Raw genomic sequence first — 16,748 nt, 5'->3', positions numbered from 1 at the left:
GGGGCCGGTTTTTGTGTATACCACCCCGAGTTCTCCGGGGGGGCGCGCGGCGGCGCGAGCTGACCCCGCTCACCCCCGCCCCGGCGGGCCCCCCCGGGCGCCGGGGGGGGCGCGGCCCGCCGGGCCGTGCGCGTCCGGCGTCAGGGGCACTGCCTCCAGGCGAGGTGGTAGACGGTGTTGATGCTGCCATCGGTGGAGTCCATGGTCATGAAGCTGGTGGTCCTGGTCGGGTCCGAGGTGCCGGCGTTGACCCGGAGTTCGGTGTTGATGTTGAAGTTGCGCAGCTCCCCGCAGGGCGCCCAGACCAGCGCCGCCACGGCGACGCTGTCGGTCGCCTGCCAGCTGTCGTCGAGGGCCCCGGTGAACCTGTGGCTGAGCGAGGTGGTCTGGGGCGAGCCCTGGAAGTAGTAGTTCGCCTTCTGCACGGCGGACGCCCCCGGCACCAGGTGCGCGTAGCCCCGGTAGTCGGCGGCGGCGATCGCGTAGGTGAAGCCCTGCGGGACGTGGACGTTCAGGTTGAGCTGACAGTTCTTCCGGAAGTCGGTGGGCTTCGACCCGACACCCACCTGCGCGATGTAGTCGCTGTAGGTGACGGTGAAGGCCGTGTTGTCCGGGGAGACGGCGATGGCGGCGGTACCCGCCGGGCAGCCGGACCCGTTGACGGTGGCCACGTCGATGACGATCTTGTCCGGCGGCGGCGTGCTCCAGCCGGTCGCGGCGGCCTCGCCGCCGACGCCGGTGAGCGAGGAGCCGAGCAGCGCTGCCACCGCCGCACCGCCGGCGGCCATCATGCGTACAGTCACGGGCATTTCCTTCCGTCGGCCCACCGGTCACGGGCCGCACCCCCACGTGCGCGCCATCCGGCGGGCTTGTCGGGTACATGTCACCACCGATAGCGGTGCCGCGGCCAGGGGCGCGGACCGGCGCATCGCCGAGCGCCGGGGCGGACGATCCGGCGCCGGGCGGTACGCCGGTCGACTGGCGCGGAGCGCGCCGCACCGCACGGCTCACCAGGGCGATCACCCCGTGCGCATACGGTGTGCCGCACAACGGAGGTGACCCCATGACCACGAGCCGACGCGACATCAACTCCCTCAGCCCGGCCGAGCTGGACGACTACGTCCACGCCCTCGGGATCCTGCGCGCACGGTCCGCCGCGAACCCGGACGACGAGACCGGGTACGACTTCCAGGCCGCCCTGCACAACGACATGTTCGTGGGCCCGTGCGAGCACGGCAACGACCTGTTCCTGCCGTGGCACCGCTCGCACCTGTACCACTTCGAGAAGCTCCTGCAGGAGTCCGACCCCCCGCGCACGGCGAACGTCACGCTGCCCTACTGGGACTGGCTGCACCCGGAGACGACGGGGAAGTTCCCGGCCGCGTTCTCGCTGCCCGGGCTCGTCGAGGACCGCAACACCGTGGCCACGGCACTTCCGCCCGACACCCTGGACATCGTGACCACCGAGACCGACCAGGGCGAGTTCGGCGGCTTCCCGGCGGCCCACCCGGGAGGCGACTTCGGGCGGCTGGAGTCCGGCCCGCACAACTTCATGCACGGCAACTACATCGGCGGCCTGATGGCGGACCCGTCCACCGCGTCGATGGACCCGATCTACTACAGCTTCCACGCCTTCATCGACCTGCTCTGGGCCGAGTGGCAGCGCCGCAACGGATCCCCCGCCCCCACCTCGCCCGACCACGACCTGCGCGGCTTCCTCTCCCAGGAGAAGCACAAGGTGGCGGACTTCGCCGACACCGTGGCGCTGGGCTACCGGTACGAACTCACCGACCGGCTCAAGGCCGACTTCGACGTGCCGACCCCGCAGCCGGTCGTCCGCCGGCTGCTGGCGGCCCAGCCGTTGAGCCTGGTGTCCGCGCCGAGCCTCACGGCCTCGCTGCGGGCCGACTCCCGGGCCGAGTTCAGCCTCGCCGCCCCGCCGGCCGAGGCGCGGAAGGTGATAGTCCGGCTCGACGACCTGAAGGTCCCGGTCGCCGGCAGCTACGTGCTGCGCGCCTACGTCCACCCCGCCGACGTCGCGTTCCGGGCCGACGACCCGGACTTCGCCGACCACTACGGCGTCGGCTACGTCACGATGTGGAAGTCGCACCGGACGGCCCCCGACGACCGCCCCGCAGACGGCCGGCCGCACCCCCACCACCCGACCGAGTGCAACGCGCGCTTCGACGTCACGGCCGTCCTCGCGGCGGCCCCGGCCCCCGAGGACCTCGTGCTGACGCTCCAGTACCTCCCCTCCCCCGACCCCTACGGCCGGCCCCAGGAGGCTCCCGGCCTGCTCCAGGAGGTCGCCCTGAAGGACGTCCTGATGGAGGTGTACGGCTGAGATGCGTACTCCGGTCTTCGAACTCCACATCCAGCCCATGTTCCGGGCGACCGACCAGGAGCACATGACCTTCGCGGTCGACCTCTGGGACTTCGACTCCGTGGTCGCGAACGCGGACGACATCCTCTCCCGGATCGACGGCGCCGGGATGCCTCCGGACTCCGAGGGCGGCCCGTGGCCGCAGGAGTGGATCGCGCTCTTCCGCCGCTGGCACGAGAGCGGGCACAAGCGCCTCCAGCTCGGCACCGCGGCCTTCGCGTTCAGCCAGACGTCCTCCGCCACGACCGTCACCGCGACCGGCACCTTCCCGGCCGCCGGATTCACCGGCTGGCTCCAGCTGGAGAGCCAGACGGACAGCGCGAAGACGTACGTCCTCTACTACGAGGCCCCGGACGCGCCCGCGCCCGGTACGCCCGCCGCGTTCACCCTGAAGGAGCGCTACCGGGCCACCGACACCCGGTCCGTCTTCGTCCGTGACAGCGGGGGCGTGCAGCAGCTGCACTGACCCGGGCCGCGGTCGGGCCCGGCGCTCCGGCGGCGGCCCCGGGCCCGCCGTTCGACGTGACCGGGGCGGGGGCGGTGGCCGCCGGCCCTGCCCCGGCCGGCGGCGGCCGCAGCGCGTCGGGGGCCCGGATACCGAATCACCCGGATCGCCGGGGCACTCGGGTGAACCCGCCCAGGAGTCCACTCGAAGGGCGCACCGCCACACCGGCCACCGCCGCCCTCCGGTGGCAACGGCCGCCGCGGTGGATGACGGTGGTTCAGGCGCACTCCGCGAGTCCCCTTGCCCGACGACGTGTCGGCAGTCGCGGCCCGCGCCGGAAGGACCCACCCCATGCGTTCTGCACGCACGCTGCTCGCCGGAGCGGCCGTCGCCGCCGCCCTGACCGTTGCCGCCCCCGCCGCGTACGCGGACGGCACCGCCGACAAGAACCTCACCTGGCAGGAGAAGCAGGACAAGGCTGCCACCCCCGACGGTCAGAAGACCTGGGACGACAAGCAGGACAAGGCCGCCCCGTCCGTGCCCTCCGCGCCGGCCGCGCCCTCCGCGCCCTCCGGCGAGGAGCACAAGGCCGAGGAGAAGACTCCGCACGGTGGCGTGCACACCGGTGGCGGCGGCCTCGCCCTGTCCGGTGGCGGCCTCGCCTCCGGCGCCGTCCTGCTGCTCGGCGGCCTGGGCGCCGGCGCCATCGCGCTGCGGCGCGGTCGCCGGACCAGCGGCGCCGCGATCTGACCGGGCTCTCTCCGTAGCCTGCCCGCCGTGGCCACCGTCCTCAGTGGTGGCCACGGCGGGGGCACGTGCGGCGGCGCCCCGGCCCCTCCTCCACGGGGCGGGCGGCGCCGTGCCCGGCGGCCGCAGGCGCCGCCCGTGGACAGCGAACACCGCCCGGTGGTGACGACCGGCATGACCTAGGAGTGGAACGATGGCCGGTCCGGCCACTGGAACGTCCCGGTTGCTGCGCGTGGGTATGGGCGCCGCGGCCGCCGGTCTGCTGATGATCTACAACTCGGTGGACCTGGCGCCCGCGTCCGATCCCGGACCCGGCCAGGCCGCTCCCCCGGCCGCCACCGCGAGCGCGTCCCCGGGTGGCGCGGCCTCGCCCGCGGCCGCCGCCAAGCCGGCGGCCCCCGTGCTGAAGCGCTCCAAGCCGACCCGGCTGCGGATTCCGCAGATCGCCGTCGACGCGCCCTTCACCGAGCTGACGCTGAACCCGTCCGGTGAGCTCAACGCACCGCCGCCGGAGGACAAGAACCTGGTCGGCTGGTACCGCGACGGCGTTTCGCCCGGTGAGCGCGGCGCCGCCGTGGTGGCCGGTCACGTCGACACCGCCAAGGGCGCCGCGGTCTTCCTGCTGCTCAGCCTGGTCGTCCCCGGCAACAAGGTGGAGGTGCAGCGGGCCGACGGCACGGTCGCCGTCTTCGTGGTGGACTCGGTGGAGACCTTCGCGAAGAACGCCTTCCCCGACCAGAAGGTGTACGGGAAGACCACCGACTCCCAGCTGCGGCTGATCACCTGCGGCGGCGTGTACGACAAGAAGCGCAAGGACTACCTGGACAACGTGGTGGTCTTCGCGCACCTGGAGTCCTCGCGCAAGGCGTGAGCCCGGACACCGAGCGACCGCCGGTCCCCACTGCGGGGCCGGCGGTCGCTCGGTGCGGTGCGGCGGTCAGCCGCGCACGGTGGCCTCGAAGGCGTGCAGGTACGGGTTGACCGGGCGGACGTCGGCCACGTCCAGTCCGGCCTCCTCCATCAGCCGCACCAGGCTCTCCTTGGAGTGCTTCGCGCCGCCGACGTTGAGCAGCAGCATCAGGTCCATCGCGGTGGTGAAGCGCATCGACGGGCTGTCGTCGACCAGGTTCTCGACCACGACGACGCGCGCGCCCGGACGGGCCGCCAGGACCACGTTGGCGAGGGTGCGACGGGTGCTCTCGTCGTCCCACTCCAGGATGTTCTTGATGATGTAGAGGTCGGCGTGGACCGGGATGTCCACCCGGCAGTCACCGGGGACCAGCCGGGCCCGGGCCGCGAAGGCGCCGCCGTCGCGGAGCCGGGGGTCGGCGCCGGCGACCACCTTGGGCAGGTCCAGCAGGGTGCCGTGCAGGGCCGGGTGCTTCTCCAGCAGGCTGGCCAGCACATGGCCCTGGCCACCGCCGATGTCGACCACCGAGTCGATCCCGGTGAGGTCGAGGTACTCGGCGAAGTCGACCGCGGACTGCCGGCTGGAGGTGGTCATCGCCTTGTCGAAGACCTTGGCCGAGTCCCCGCCCTCGCTGTGCAGGTAGTCGAAGAACTCCTTGCCGAACAGCTCGGGGAAGACGTTGCGGCCGGAGCGGACGGCCTCGTCCAGCTTCGGCCAGGCCTCCCACGTCCACGGCTCGGTGCACCAGAGGGAGATGTAGCGCAGGCTGTTCGGGGCGTCCTCGCGCAGCAGCCGGGACATCTCGGTGTGCTCGAAGCGGTCGTCACCCGTCTCGTGGAAGATGCCGTAGCAGGTGAGGGCACGCATCAGCCGGCGCAGCGGCTTGGGCTCGGTGTCGAGCGCGGCCGCGAGGTCGGTGACGGTGGTCGGGGTGTCGCCGAGCGCGTCGGCGACCCCGAGCCTGGCGGCCGCGCGGACGGCGGCGGCGCAGGCGGCGCCGAAGACGAGCTCCCGCAGGCGCATCGCGGCCTGCGGGGTGGTGGCGGGTGCGGTGGTCATGTGCCGTCTTTCTGCAGGTGGGAGGTGGGAGGTGGGAGGTGGGAGGTGGGAGGTGGGAGGTGGGCTGGGGTACGGGGGAGCCGGGGCGTCGCCGGGTGGCCGGGGTGCCCCGCGGCCGCGGGTGGGGGCCTGCGGCTCAGCAGTGGCCGGCCGGCTCGGAGACCGCGCACTGGTTGCGCGCGAAGGAGTTGGAGGTACCGGTGTCGCGGTCGGCGAGGTCGGCCGGACCGTTGCCGACCACGTGGTTGCCGGTGACGGTGTTCCGGGCGTTGGCCACGCCGACCACGCTGCGGAAGAGCACGATGCCGCCGGACATCGGCGAGACGCCCACGTTGTCGGTGACCTCGTTGCCGGCGACCGTGGTGTCCTCGGCGCCGGTGAGCAGGATGCCGGTGCCCTGGATGGCGTCGAGGCGGGGGTTGGGCGGGCAGTAGCTGTTGTTGGCGACGACCCGGTTGTGGCTGACGCTCAGCGCCCCGGCCCGGGGGACCCCTTCGTCGCCGACGATGAAGACACCGCCGCAGTTGCCGTGGATCTCGTTCGCCTCGACGCTGAGGTCGCGCAGCCGGCGGACGGTGACGCCGATCCGGTTGTCGGTGAGCAGGTTGCCGCTGACCACGGTGCCGTCAGTGGTGAGGGCCCCGCCCTCGCTGTCCACCGCGTTGGCGAGGAAGACGCCGGACTGGCCGTTGCGGGTCGACTCGTTGCCGGTGATCACGGCACGGGTGGACTTCTCCTGGCTGATGCCCTGCTGGCCGTTGTCGTGGACGTAGGCGGCGCGGACGGTCATGCGGTCGGTGCCGGAGGCGTTGATGCCGTTCTTGCGGAAGCCGGTGACGGCGAGGGCCTCGATCGTCACGTCGGTGAGCGGGCCGGCGCCGGCCCCGACCACGCAGAGGCCGTGGCCGGCGGTGGCGCAGGCGTTGCCGTCGGCGGCGTCACCGGGGGCGACCACGCTGTCCGGGCCGGCTCCGCGCAGGGTGAGGCCCGGGGTGGTGATCCGGACGCTGCCCCGGTAGGTGCCGGGGAGCAGCTGGACGGTGTCGCCGGGGCCGGCCTCGTCGACGGCCTGCTGAATCGATTCGCCCGGCTGGACGAGGTGCACCGTCCCGGCGGCGTGGGCCGGAGGTGCGGCGCCGAGCGCGGTCAGGGCGGTGGTGAGTGCGGTCGTGGCGGCGGCGGTGGCCGCGGCGAGGTGGTGGACCCGTCGCGTGGGCATGAATGGTGACCTGCTTTCTTGCGCGCTCGCGGGGACGCCGGCGCGGTGACACGGAGTGTGCGGGGGATGACGGCCGGTGGGTGTCGGCCGAATCGACGCTATGGGCGTGCGAGGGGGCCCGCCACCAGGGCTGGGCTGCGGGGCTGACGGGGCGTCGGCCAGGTGGGCGGGCCCGTCGGCGTGGCGCGGGGCGGCGGGGGTGGGTCGGGGCGGGGCGGGGGGACGACGGATCGGGGCCGTGGGCGGGGAGACTCGGGGTGGGGAGACACGGGGTGGGGCGGCGGTGGGGCGAGCCCGTCCGGACCGCACCCGTCCGGGCGCCGGGCCCGCCGGCCCGCGTGGCATGCTCGGGGTCATGAACACCGCCGTCGCCGCGCCGCCCGCCGCGGCCGTACCCGCCGCCTCCGCCCGCAATCCGATCGGCGCCCACGTGCCGGTGGCCGCCCGCGGACTGGCCGGGACGGGCCTCGCGTACGCGCGCCGGGTCGGTGCCGAGACGGTGCAGGTGTTCGTGGCGAACCCGCGCGGCTGGGCCACTCCCCCGGGCAATCCCGCCCAGGACGCGGAGTTCCGCACCGCCTGTGCCGAGCAGGGCATCCCAGCGTACGTGCACGCGCCGTACCTGATCAACTTCGGCTCGGACAACGCGGCGACCCGCGAACGCTCGGCCGACTCGCTACGGCACTCCCTGCTGCGCGGCCACGCGATCGGCGCCGCGGGCGTGGTGCTGCACACCGGTTCGGCGGTCGGGACTGCCCCGGGCGGCGGCTCACGGCGGGCCGAGGCGATGGCCCAGGTCCGCGCGGACGTCCGACCCCTGCTGGACGAGCTGGACGCGCTCGGCGAGGACGCGCCCTGGCTGCTGCTGGAACCGACGGCCGGTCAGGGCAGCTCGCTCTGCTCCCGGATGGAGGACCTGGCGGCGTACCTCGACGCGCTGGACGGCCACCCCAGGGTCGGGGTCTGCCTGGACACCTGCCACGCCTTCGCGGCCGGTCACGACCTCGCGGCGCCGGGCGGCACCGGCGCGGCGCTGGACGCCCTGGTCGCGGCCGCCGGGCCGGGCCGGCTGCGCCTGATCCACGCCAACGACTCGGAGGACGCCGTCGGCGCGCGCAAGGACCGGCACGCCAACATCGGGGCCGGGCTGATCGGGGCGGAGCCGTTCCGCGAGCTCTTCGAGCACCCCGCGACAGCCGGTGTCCCGCTTCTGGTGGAGACCCCGGACCGCAAGCACGGCGGTGACGGCACCGGGCACGCGAGGGACATCGCGGTCCTGAAGGAGCTGCGCGCGCGGGCCGCCGTACCGGCGTAGCCACCGGGCTCCGGCGCCGCGGGCGGCCCGCGGACCACGCCCGGCGGGCCGCCCCCGCCCGGTTCGGTACGGGCCGCCCCCCGACCGGTTCAGCCCGGGCTGCCGGGTCGCGGGAGCGGTGGGAGGCTGGGACGACTGACGCCCGAGGCCCCTGGGAGTTTCCGATGAGCCCGACCCGGAAGCTGGCCACCCTGCCGTGCGGCCGCCGCAGCAAGTGGGTGGTCCTGGCGCTGTGGCTGGTGCTGCTGGTGGTGGCCGGGCCACTGGCCGGCAAACTCACCGACGCCGAGGACAACCAGGCGTCCAGCTGGCTGCCGGGCAACGCGGAGTCCACCCAGGTCCTGAACGAACAGCGGGCCTTCCAACCGGTCGACACCGCGCAGGCCGTGGTGGTCTACCAGCGGGACGGCGGAATCACCCCCGCCGACCGGGTCGAGGCCGCCCGCGACGCGACGGCCTTCGCGAGCGCCCCGCACGTCCTGGGGCCGGTGGTCGGACCGGTGGTCTCCGCCGACGGCCAGGCGATGCAGACGATCGTGCCGGTCGACATCGGCACCGGCGGCTGGCAGGACCTGCGTCCGGCGGTGGACAGCATGCGCGCGACCGCCGCCGACAACAGCATGGGCATGGCCACCCACGTCACCGGCCCGGCCGGGGTCGGCGCCGACCAGGCCGAGGCGTTCGCGGGCATCGACGGCACCCTGCTGGCCGCCACCATCAGCGTGGTGATCATCCTGCTGCTGCTCACCTACCGCAGCCCGGTGCTCTGGGCGCTGCCGCTGATCTCCGCGGCGGGCGCGCTCGTCGTCTCCCAGGCCGTGATCTACCTCCTCGCCGAGCACTCCGGACTGACCGTCAACGCGCAGAGCGCCGGCATCCTCATCGTGCTGGTGCTGGGCGCCGGCACGGACTACGCGCTGCTGCTCACCGCCCGCTACCGGGAGGAGCTGCGCCGGCACGAGGACCGGCACGAGGCGATGGCGTTCGCGCTGCACCGGGCCGGGCCGGCGATCCTGGCCTCCTCGGCCACCGTGGTCGCCTCGATGCTCTGCCTGCTGGTCGCCGAGATGAACTCCACCAGGGGCCTCGGCCCGGTCTGCGCGATCGGCGTGCTGGTCGCCCTGGCCGCGATGCTGACGCTGCTGCCGGCACTGCTGGTGGTCGTCGGCCGCTGGGTGTTCTGGCCGGTCAAGCCCGCGTACGGGACGCCGGAGCCGACCAGGACCGGCCGGTGGGCCCATGTCGGCGGCTGGATCGACCGCCGACCGCGCAAGGTGTGGATCGGCACCGCGCTGGCCCTCGGGGCCTGCTGCATCGGGCTGGTCTCGCTGAACGCCACCGGTCTGAGCACGGCCGGCTCGTTCACCGGGACGCCGGACTCGGTGGTCGGCCAGCAGGTGCTGGAGCAGCACTTCCCCGGCGGCACCGGCGCTCCGCTGACCGTGATCAGCGCGGCGGGCGAGGCCGGTACCGTCCGCGCGGTGGCGCAGGAGACCCCCGGGATCGCCGGGACGTCAACCCCGACCACCCACGAGGGGCAGGCGCTGTTCCAGGCCACGCTCGCCGACCCGCCGGACAGCCAGGCCGCCAAGGACACCGTGGACCGGGTGCGGGCCGCCGTCCACGCGGTGCCGAACGCCGACGCCAAGGTGGGCGGCAGCACGGCGGTGATCCTGGACGCCGGACGGGCCGCCGCCAACGACAACCGGACGATCATCCCGCTGGTGCTCGGCGTGGTGCTGGTGATCCTGGCGGTGCTGCTGCGGGCCGTCACCGCGCCGCTGGTGCTGATCGCGACCGTGGTGCTCTCCTACGCGGCGGCGCTCGGGATCAGCGCGTTCTTCTTCGAGCACGTCTTCCACTTCGAGGGCCAGGACAACGCGTTCCCGCTGTTCGTCTTCGTCTTCCTGGTCGCGCTCGGCATCGACTACAACATCTTCCTGATGACCCGGGTGCGGGAGGAGTCCGCCCGACTCGGCACCCGGCAGGGGGCGGTGGCCGGGCTGGCCGCGACCGGTGGGGTGATCACCTCCGCCGGGCTGATCCTGGCCAGCACCTTCGCGGTGCTCGGGACGCTGCCGGTGGTGGGGTTCGCCGAGATCGGCTTCGCGGTGGCACTCGGAGTGCTGCTGGACACCCTGGTGGTGCGCTCGGTGCTGGTCACCGCGCTGACCATGGACCTGGACCGGCACATGTGGTGGCCGAACAAGTTGTCCAGGCAAGTCCACGATCCGGAAAGCCAGTTGAGCAGACATCTTTGAGTTACCGATGAGTTCACAAACTGCTTGTCGAACGTCTTGCCGGACGTGGCCGGGAGCGCGTTGACTGCGCGCATGCCAACTCCCACCACCCTCCGGCGCGCCTCGCGACTCGCCGCCGCCGGTGCCGTCGCCGCCGCCCTGCTCGCCCCCTGCGCCGCCGCCCGGGCGGTGACCGCGCCGACCGCGAGCGCCGCCACCCCGTCCGTCGCGCCGCTCGACGTGCTGACGTACAACGTCTTCCTGATGAGCAAGAACCTGTACCCCAACTGGGGCCAGGACTACCGAGCCAAGGCGATCGCCGCCGCCGACGTCTTCCAGGGCCACGACGTGGTCGTGCTCCAGGAGGCCTTCGACAACAGCGCCTCCGACCAGCTCACCGCACAGGCCTCCGCCGCGTACCCGTACCACACCCCCGTGGTCGGCCGCTCGACCTCCGGCTGGGACGCCACCAGCGGCAGCTACACCTCCACCACCCCGGAGGACGGCGGGGTGACGCTGCTCAGCAAGTGGCCGATCCTGCGCAAGGAGCAGTACGTCTTCAAGGACGCCTGCGGCAGCGACTGGTGGTCGAACAAGGGCTTCGTCTACGCGGTGCTGGACGTCAACGGCTCGCGCACGCACGTCATCGGCACGCACCTGCAGTCCACCGACACCGGCTGCTCGGCCGGGCAGCCCGCGGCGGTCCGGGCGGCGCAGCTCAAGGCCATGAAGGCGTTCATCGACGGCAAGAACATCCCGGCCGCCGAGCCGGTGCTGATCGCGGGCGACCTCAACATCGACTCGCACGGCAGCGAGTACCCGTCGCTGCTGACCAACGCGAATGTGGCGCCCGCCGACACCCGCGACGGCTGGGCCAACTCCTTCGACACGGTCGACAACTCGATCGCCGCCTACCGCTACCCCGGTGAGCCCAAGGAGGACCTGGACTACGTCCTCTACCGGGCCGACCACGCCCGGCCCGCGCGCTACACCAACACGGTGGTCCGCTTCCACAGCTCGCCGTGGACGGTGAGCAGTTGGGGTACGAGCTACTCCTACAACGACCTCTCCGACCACTACCCGCTGACGGCTCGGTAGCCCGGCCTACCGCCTGCCCGGCCGGTGCCCGCGGCGTGAACCTCGGGCACCGGCGGGGCGGTTGGGACCGGGAGGGGCCGCTCGCCCGGCGGGGCGGGGCGTGGCCGGGAGGGGACCTCCTCGCCGGTCAGCCGGTGTCGGTGAACCGCCGGTACGCGGGGGCGAGCAGCGCCTCCAGCGGGCGGCCGCGCACGGTGATCCCGGAGGCGACCAACCCGTCGACGGCCGGGGCCGCTTCGGGGCCGGCGTCGGCGGGCGCGACCGGCGGCGGGACCCTGCCCTGCCAGAAGGTGTCGAGCGACTCCGTCAACGGGCGGTCATCGGGTGGTGGCATGGCGGCGGTCACTCCCCGATCGCGTCGGCGGACAGGGTCAGCAGCTCGCGCAGCCGCTCGGTGGACAGCTCGGCCAGCCACTGCTCGCCGCCGCCGACCACGGCGTCGGCCAGCGCGCGCTTGGCGGAGATCAGGTCGGCGATCCGCTCCTCGACGGTACCGACGCAGACCAGCCGCCGGACCTGCACGTCGCGGCGCTGGCCGATCCGGTGCGCCCGGTCGGTGGCCTGGTCCTCGACCGCCGGGTTCCACCAACGGTCCAGGTGGATCACCTGGTTGGCGGAAGAGAGGTTCAGACCGGTGCCGCCGGCCTTGAGCGAGAGCAGGAAGACCCGCGGGCCGTCCGGGGCCCGGAACCGCTCGACCAGGTCGTCCCGCCGCCCCCGGGGCACCCCGCCGTGCAGGTACAGCACCTCGCCGCCGAGGCGGCGGCTCAGGTACGGCTGGAGCATCGCGCCGAACTCGGCGTACTGGGTGAAGACCAGCGCGCGGTCCCCCTCGGCCAGCGCCTCCTCCAGCACCTCGACCAGCCGCTCGACCTTGCCCGAGCGCCCGGCCACCTCCGTTCCGTCGTGGAGGAGTTGGGCCGGGTGGTTGCACACCTGCTTGAGCCGGCCGATCGCCGCCAGCACCGCCCCCTTGCGCTCCACACCCCGGATGCCCTGGAGGCGCCGCAGCAGATCGGCGACCACCGCCCGGTAGAGACCGGCCTGTTCGGCGGTGAGCCCGCAGTGGACGGTGAACTCCTGCTTGGCCGGGAGGTCCTGGGCGATCAGCGGGTCGCTCTTGCTCCGGCGGAGCAGGAACGGACCGCTCAACCGCCGCAGCCGGGCCGCGACCTCGGCGTTGCCGGACTGCTCGACCGGGATCGAGAAACGCTCCTTGAACGACTCCGCACTGCCGAACAGGCCGGGGTTGGCGAAGTCCAGGACGGCGTGCAGATCGGCCAGCCGGTTCTCGACGGGGGTGCCGGTGAGGGCGATCCGGGGGCCGGAGCGCAGTGATCGCAGCGCCCTGGACTGCCGGGCCGCCGGGTTCTTCACCTGCTGGGCCTCGTCGGCGACGATCCGCCGCCAGCGGATCCGCCGCAGGTCGGCGACGTCGCGCTGGACCAGCCCGTAGGTGGTGATCACCAGATCGGCGGACGGATCGGGCGCCGAGCGGTCGGCGCCGTGGTGGACGTGCACGCGCAGGCCGGGGGCGAACCGGGCGGCCTCCCGCTGCCAGTTGCCGACCAGCGACATCGGGCAGACCAGCAGGGTGGGCCCGGCCGCGCCGCGCTCCTGCTCCAGCGCGAGCAGCGCGAGGGTCTGGACGGTCTTGCCCAGCCCCATGTCGTCGGCGAGCACCGCGCCCAGGCCGAGCCGCCCGAGGGCGTCCAGCCAGGCCAACCCCCTGCGCTGGTAGGGGCGGAGAGTGCCGGTGAAGGCCTCGGGCAGCTGCGGCGTCCGGTCGGCGTCACCGGGCCGACCGGCCAGCAGGTCGCCGATCGGCCCGGTCGCGTGGACGGCCGTGACGGGGAAGCCGTCCACACTGGCGCGGTCGTCCACGGCCAGTCGGAGCAGCTCGACCGGCTCCATCGTGCCGCTGCCGTGGTCGGCCAGGAACCTCACCGCGGCAGCGAGTTGGGCCTGGTCGACCTCGATCCAGCGGCCGCGCAGCCGGACCAGGCCCTGCTGGGCGGCCGCAATCTCGGCCAACTCCTGCTCGGTGAGGGCCACTTCACCGATCGAGAGCTGCCACTGGAAGGCCAGTACGGCATCCCGGTCGATCTGCGCGGTGCGCTTGACCGCGCCGGGGGTGACGGCCGGAGCCGCGGTGAGGACCAGCCCGATCCGGGGGCGCCGCTGCCACCAGGCCGGGAGCAGCACCCCGAAGCCGGCCCGGGTGAGGGCCGGCGCCGCCGTGCGCAGGAAGTCCAGCGCGCCGTCGCGGTCCAGGTCGACACCGGTGGGGCGGGGGTCCAGCAGGGCGGTGCGCAGCGGCGGGTGGATCCGGGCGGCCCGGTCGAGCTCGGCCAGGTAGGCCTCGGCCGGATCCGGGACGGTGCGGGCCAGGGCCGCGTACGCCTCGTCCTCGGCCCACAGCGCGGCGGCGGGGACCACCAGGGACGGCCGGTCGGCGGCCTGGACCAGCAGGTCGAGCCGCCAGGAGTCGGCGACGGCGCCGCCGTCGGGGTCGTCCGGGTCCGGCCCGAGCGGTTCGCCGAGGCGCAGGTTCAGCCGGACCGGGCTGTCCGGGGACCGGGCGGCGTACCAGGCGGCGAGCCGCTCGGGCAGGTCGGCGGGCGGGCGCTCGGGAAGCCGGCCGTCGGCGGAGTGGAGCGCGGCGAGCCACGGTTCGGCGGGCGGTTCGAGGTCCGCGAGCGCGGCCCGGGCCTCGCGGTCGACCAGGGTGTCCAGCAGTTCTGTCAACAGGTCGACGGCGCTGCGCCCGGCCGGCGCCGGCTCCGTTGTCGGTGGTCCGGGCGCGTGTTGTCCGGGCGTGGGCGGTCCGGGCGTGGGCGGTGCGGGCGCGGGCGGTCCCGGCGCGGGCGGTCCGGGCGCGGGCGGTCCCGGCGTGGGCGGTCCCGGCGCGCGCTCGGCGCGGCAGACCGGGGGGCAGCCGGCGGCCAGGGCCGCGAGCTCCCGGCGGGCCGCGGTGTCCGGCGCGGGCCGCCAGCGCGCGTACCACTCCCCCGGCCGCTCCTGCTCCAGCGCGGGCAGCAGCCGCCCTCGCCCGACCAGCCGCCAGGCGAGGTCGTGGACGGCGGACAGCCAGCGCAGCGAGGCGCCGTACGCGACCTCGACGGTTTCGCCGCCCGGGAGCTCGACGGTCGCGCCCGGCCAGTGCGGGTCGTGCAGGGCACCCAGCAGCTGGGCCGCCTCGGCGGCGTCGAACAGCAGCGTCGGCACCCGCCAGGGGCTGAGCGTGACCCCGCGCGGCGCGGCTCCGACCGGCAGATCGGGCGAGGGCACCGGTCGGCCGCCTAGGGCGGGCAGCAGCAGGCCGGTCCAGCGCTCCGCCCCCTGGCCGGCGAGCCAGTCGAGGCCCGGCCCGATCGCGCCCAGCAGACGCGCGACGTCGGCGGCCGCGCAGGCGAACGGATGAGCGCCGGCCCGGGCGCCGTCCGCCGCACTCCGGTCGGCCGCCGCGCGGCCCTCCCGGTACACCGCGGCATCCTCCGCCCAGAGGGCGAGGCGGCCGTCGGCTCGCCAGAGCGCGTGCAGGGCGTACATCGGCCGGGGCCTTCCGGAGCGGTGCGGACAGCGGGCTTCCCAGCCTAGCTTCGAGGTCCGACAGGTCGGCCGGGCGGCGGGTGGTCGTCCCCGCAAGTACCCCCGCGAGGTCTGTTGACATCAAGTATCTTGACGTCGAGATTCATGTCCGGCAGGCTGCTCCCCGAACACCGGAACGGCGAGGGGCAGAGGTCATGGCACAGCACGGGGGCGGACTACTGGCGCAGCTGCGGCGGCCACCGGGCGGACGGGACGGGCGGATCATGCTGCTCGCCCAGTTCCTGGACCGGACCGGCACGGGGGTGTGGGCCGCGGCCTCGGTGCTGTACTTCACCTTCGTCACCCGGCTGGACGCGCAGCAGGTCGGCCTGCTGCTGGGCGTGGCCGCCGTGGCGGGCATCGCCGGCTCCCCGCTGGCCGGGCAACTGGCCGAACGGTTCCCCGTCCGGGGGCTACTGATCGGGTGCCACCTGGTGCGGATCGTCACGATGGGCCTGCTGCTGGTCTGCGACGGCTTCACCGCGCTGCTCGCCGTGATGGCGGTGACCTCCCTGGGCGAGCGGGCGGCCAAGACGCTGGAGATGCTCTTCGCCACCCGGGCGACGGGCGAGCGGCGCTCCACCTACCAGGCACTCACCCGCAGCGCGGCCAACGCCGGGTACGCGCTGGGCGCGGGCATCGCGGCGATCGGCCTGGCGGTGGGCACCACCGACGCCTACCGGGCGCTGGTCCTCGGCAACGCGCTGTCCTTCGCGGTGACCGCCGCCCTGGTGTGGCGCACCCGGGAACCGCGCGGCGGCGGCCGGGTCGCGGCGCGGGCCGATACGCCGGGCGCCCCGGCACAGGAGCCGGCGCCCAGCCCGTGGCGGGACCGCGGGTACCTGCGCTTCGTCCTCCTGGACATCCCGATGAGCCTGGACGACTCGGTGCTCAACGTCGGGCTTCCGCTCTGGCTGGTGAACCACACCTCGGCGCCGCACGCCCTCGTGCCCGCCTTCCTCGCGATCAACACCGTCCTGGTGGTGGTGCTCCAACTCCGGGTCTCCGCGCGCGCCGAGGGCCCGCACCGCGCGGCGGCGGCGGTCACCCTGTACGGCGTGGCGATGTCGGCGGGCTGCGCGGTCGTGGCACTCGGCACCGGCGGCGGGGCCTGGTCGGCGGCGGCCGCCCTGCTGGTCGCCGCGATGCTGGTCACCGCCGCCGAGCTGATGCGGTCGGTGAGTTCCTGGGAACTGGCCGTCTCGCTGGCCCCCGAACGGGCCCGGGCCTCCTACCTGGGCGTGGCCGGCATGGCCCAGTCCGTCCAGAAGTCGGCCGGCCCGCTGCTGCTGACCGGCGCGGTGATGGCCGCCGGGCCGGCGGGCTGGCTCACCCTCGGCGCCGCCGTCGCGGGACTCTCCGTCGTACAACGCCGCTCCTGCGAACGGCGGTTGGCGGCGCTCGCGGCACCGACGGCCGAACCGCCGAGCACTCCCCCGGGCGGAGCCGTCGACAGGGCACCGGAACTGCGCGCCTGAGGTCCGGCCTCCGGAGGAGTTGCCGCCCGCGGACCGCGAGGTGGAGTCGCTCGGGGCGGGCGACGACCGAGCGGGCGGGCGTCGACCGGGGAGCGACACGCGGTTCAAGCCTCCGGCAATGGGAACGCTGCCGCCGGGGGTGGTCGGCATGGCAACGGCAGGGGGGACCGGCCCGGGGCCGGGGAACGGCCCGGGGCCGGGGAACGGCCCGGGGCCGGGGAACGGCCCGGGGCCGGGGAACGGCCCGGGCGGCGGTAGCGGCC

General features: G+C 74.4%; 13 protein-coding genes. 8 read left to right on the top strand and 5 right to left on the bottom strand.

What is annotated here, in order from left to right; translation table 11 throughout:
- Positions 1–140: 140 nt before the first annotated feature.
- Entirely contained in the window at positions 141–809 is a 669-nt protein-coding gene (locus tag ACFWA9_RS32605; protein ID WP_380392032.1) for a DUF4360 domain-containing protein, read from the bottom strand.
- Between the two features lie 254 nt (positions 810–1,063).
- Here ACFWA9_RS32605 and ACFWA9_RS32600 point away from each other — a divergent pair, with 254 nt between their 5' ends.
- The 4 genes from ACFWA9_RS32600 (at position 1,064) to ACFWA9_RS32585 (ending at position 4,446) form a co-directional block, all read left to right on the top strand.
- Positions 1,064–2,344, top strand: a complete 1,281-nt coding sequence (locus ACFWA9_RS32600) for a tyrosinase family protein (RefSeq protein WP_380392031.1) — start codon at positions 1,064–1,066, stop codon at positions 2,342–2,344.
- A gap of 1 nt (position 2,345) precedes the next feature.
- Positions 2,346–2,849, top strand: a complete 504-nt coding sequence (locus ACFWA9_RS32595) for a hypothetical protein (protein ID WP_359836030.1) — start codon at positions 2,346–2,348, stop codon at positions 2,847–2,849.
- A gap of 330 nt (positions 2,850–3,179) precedes the next feature.
- Positions 3,180–3,578, top strand: coding sequence for a hypothetical protein (locus ACFWA9_RS32590; protein WP_352297482.1), 399 nt, complete (start codon positions 3,180–3,182; stop codon positions 3,576–3,578).
- Positions 3,579–3,768: 190 nt separating this feature from the next.
- A complete protein-coding gene (locus ACFWA9_RS32585) occupies positions 3,769–4,446 on the top strand; it encodes a class F sortase (RefSeq protein WP_380392027.1) in 678 nt (225 codons plus the stop codon).
- Positions 4,447–4,512: 66 nt separating this feature from the next.
- Here the strand turns inward: ACFWA9_RS32585 and ACFWA9_RS32580 are convergent, their stop codons facing one another.
- Together ACFWA9_RS32580 and ACFWA9_RS32575 are read right to left on the bottom strand one after the other, a co-directional pair.
- Positions 4,513–5,544 (bottom strand): methyltransferase, encoded by a 1,032-nt coding sequence (locus ACFWA9_RS32580; protein ID WP_329490967.1) that lies wholly within the window; start codon positions 5,542–5,544, stop codon positions 4,513–4,515.
- 136 nt (positions 5,545–5,680) lie between these two features.
- Positions 5,681–6,763 (bottom strand): nitrous oxide reductase family maturation protein NosD, encoded by a 1,083-nt coding sequence (locus ACFWA9_RS32575; protein ID WP_380392025.1) that lies wholly within the window; start codon positions 6,761–6,763, stop codon positions 5,681–5,683.
- A gap of 355 nt (positions 6,764–7,118) precedes the next feature.
- On the opposite strand from ACFWA9_RS32575, the gene ACFWA9_RS32570 reads away from it, so the two are divergent.
- From ACFWA9_RS32570 to sph, 3 genes are all read left to right on the top strand, one after another.
- The gene (locus tag ACFWA9_RS32570) at positions 7,119–8,078 is read left to right on the top strand and encodes a deoxyribonuclease IV (RefSeq protein ID WP_329490965.1); all 960 of its coding nucleotides are present in this window, start codon (positions 7,119–7,121) and stop codon (positions 8,076–8,078) included.
- A 164-nt stretch (positions 8,079–8,242) separates the two neighbouring features.
- Positions 8,243–10,339 (top strand): MMPL family transporter, encoded by a 2,097-nt coding sequence (locus tag ACFWA9_RS32565; protein ID WP_352297495.1) that lies wholly within the window; start codon positions 8,243–8,245, stop codon positions 10,337–10,339.
- 72 nt (positions 10,340–10,411) lie between these two features.
- A complete protein-coding gene (gene sph, locus ACFWA9_RS32560; RefSeq protein WP_380392023.1) occupies positions 10,412–11,416 on the top strand; it encodes a sphingomyelin phosphodiesterase in 1,005 nt (334 codons plus the stop codon).
- A 127-nt stretch (positions 11,417–11,543) separates the two neighbouring features.
- Here sph and ACFWA9_RS32555 read toward each other — a convergent pair whose 3' ends face one another.
- Both ACFWA9_RS32555 and ACFWA9_RS32550 read right to left on the bottom strand, forming a co-directional pair.
- Positions 11,544–11,750: a hypothetical protein gene (locus tag ACFWA9_RS32555; RefSeq protein WP_380392020.1), complete on the bottom strand. Its 207-nt coding sequence runs from the start codon at positions 11,748–11,750 to the stop codon at positions 11,544–11,546.
- 8 nt (positions 11,751–11,758) lie between these two features.
- Positions 11,759–14,968 (bottom strand): SNF2-related protein, encoded by a 3,210-nt coding sequence (locus tag ACFWA9_RS32550; protein WP_380392018.1) that lies wholly within the window; start codon positions 14,966–14,968, stop codon positions 11,759–11,761.
- 194 nt (positions 14,969–15,162) lie between these two features.
- Between ACFWA9_RS32550 and ACFWA9_RS32545 the strand changes: the two genes are divergently transcribed.
- Complete coding sequence (locus ACFWA9_RS32545; RefSeq protein ID WP_380392016.1) at positions 15,163–16,485, top strand: MFS transporter; 1,323 nt, start codon at positions 15,163–15,165, stop codon at positions 16,483–16,485.
- The last annotated feature ends 263 nt before the right edge of the window (positions 16,486–16,748 follow it).

Origin of the sequence: Kitasatospora sp. NPDC059973 (assembly GCF_042737525.1) — a bacterium.
In the GTDB taxonomy this organism is placed as follows: Bacteria; Actinomycetota; Actinomycetes; order Streptomycetales; family Streptomycetaceae; genus Kitasatospora.
This window is presented reverse-complemented; position numbering and strand designations above follow the sequence as displayed.

Coding starts and splice junctions, on each gene's coding strand:
- ACFWA9_RS32585 (WP_380392027.1), top strand. CDS start 3,769: ATGGCCGGTCCGGCCACTGGAACGTCCCGGTTGCTGCGCGTGGGTATG.
- ACFWA9_RS32580 (WP_329490967.1), bottom strand. CDS start 5,544: ATGACCACCGCACCCGCCACCACCCCGCAGGCCGCGATGCGCCTGCGG.
- ACFWA9_RS32605 (WP_380392032.1), bottom strand. CDS start 809: ATGCCCGTGACTGTACGCATGATGGCCGCCGGCGGTGCGGCGGTGGCA.
- ACFWA9_RS32555 (WP_380392020.1), bottom strand. CDS start 11,750: ATGCCACCACCCGATGACCGCCCGTTGACGGAGTCGCTCGACACCTTC.
- ACFWA9_RS32565 (WP_352297495.1), top strand. CDS start 8,243: ATGAGCCCGACCCGGAAGCTGGCCACCCTGCCGTGCGGCCGCCGCAGC.
- ACFWA9_RS32595 (WP_359836030.1), top strand. CDS start 2,346: ATGCGTACTCCGGTCTTCGAACTCCACATCCAGCCCATGTTCCGGGCG.
- ACFWA9_RS32590 (WP_352297482.1), top strand. CDS start 3,180: ATGCGTTCTGCACGCACGCTGCTCGCCGGAGCGGCCGTCGCCGCCGCC.
- ACFWA9_RS32575 (WP_380392025.1), bottom strand. CDS start 6,763: ATGCCCACGCGACGGGTCCACCACCTCGCCGCGGCCACCGCCGCCGCC.
- ACFWA9_RS32545 (WP_380392016.1), top strand. CDS start 15,163: ATGGCACAGCACGGGGGCGGACTACTGGCGCAGCTGCGGCGGCCACCG.
- ACFWA9_RS32570 (WP_329490965.1), top strand. CDS start 7,119: ATGAACACCGCCGTCGCCGCGCCGCCCGCCGCGGCCGTACCCGCCGCC.
- ACFWA9_RS32550 (WP_380392018.1), bottom strand. CDS start 14,968: ATGTACGCCCTGCACGCGCTCTGGCGAGCCGACGGCCGCCTCGCCCTC.
- ACFWA9_RS32600 (WP_380392031.1), top strand. CDS start 1,064: ATGACCACGAGCCGACGCGACATCAACTCCCTCAGCCCGGCCGAGCTG.
- sph (WP_380392023.1), top strand. CDS start 10,412: ATGCCAACTCCCACCACCCTCCGGCGCGCCTCGCGACTCGCCGCCGCC.